Raw genomic sequence first — 906 nt, 5'->3', positions numbered from 1 at the left:
CCCCCCCCCCGCCCCCCCCCCCCCCCCCCCCCCCCCCCCCCCCCCCCCCCCCCCCCCCCCCCCCCCCCCCCCCCCCCCCCCCCCCCCCCCCCCCCCCCCCCCCCCCCCCCGGGGTGGGGTGGGGTGGAGGTCGGGTCAGGTGCCGGCGGGGACCGGCGAGCCGGCCAGGGCTGCGACGAGGGGCGCGGCCGTGCCCGGGTCCACGCTGGGGTCCAGGAGCAGGAACCCCGGCGAGGTGGCCGGCCGGTCGCCGAGCAGGTGCGCGGGGTCGCCGGCGCGGCGGAACCAGCGGGCCCGCAGCCGGCGGGCGTCCGCGACGGTCAGCTCCGCCCCGCACCGGGCCGCGGTGTCGCGGGCCAGCGCCGCGAAGTCCGGGTCGCCCGGCGCCCCCGACGTCACCGCGCGCGCCCACGGCGCGGGGGCGGGACGGGTGTCCGCGGCGCGCGCCACGACGACGGCGTGCCCCGCCGGGCCGGCCGCGGACAGCAGGTGCGCCACGCACCCGCCCAGCCGGTCCCCGCCCTCCCGCTGCCCCTCGCGCCGCCGGCCGCGCCCGCGGCTGCCGGCGAAGGACAGGCGCCCCGCGCGGACCTCCGCGTCGACGGCGAGCGCCGGGGACCCCCAGTGCAGGTGGGTGCACGTGCGCAGCGACGGCCAGGCCCGGTGCAGGCGGTCCTCCGTCACCCGCAGCAGCTCGCGGGCCTCCTCGACCGCCAGCCGGCGCTCCCCCGGCCCCTCGAGCTCGTCGAGGTCCTCGACGTCGACGAGGCCCGCGAGGGCGGGGGGGGGGGGGGGGGGGGGGGGGGGGGGGGGGGGGGGGGGGGGGGGGGGGGGGGCCGCGGCGCGGGCGGGGGGCGGGGGGGGGGCCGGGGGCGGCCGCCGCGCCGCGCGGCGGGGGACCGCCCG

1 protein-coding gene is annotated in these 906 nt (G+C 87.0%); it reads right to left on the bottom strand.

Going from position 1 to position 906, the window contains the following annotated elements; translation table 11 throughout:
• Positions 1–135 precede the first annotated feature (135 nt).
• Positions 136–684, bottom strand: coding sequence for a hypothetical protein (locus ACRYMY_RS19655; protein WP_432548899.1), 549 nt, complete (start codon positions 682–684; stop codon positions 136–138).
• Between the last annotated feature and the right edge of the window lie 222 nt (positions 685–906).

Source organism: Kineococcus haloalkalitolerans (assembly GCF_050871905.1).
Classification (GTDB): domain Bacteria; phylum Actinomycetota; class Actinomycetes; order Actinomycetales; family Kineococcaceae; genus Kineococcus.
Note: the sequence above shows the minus strand (reverse complement) of the source record. Positions and strands in the feature narration are given on the sequence as shown.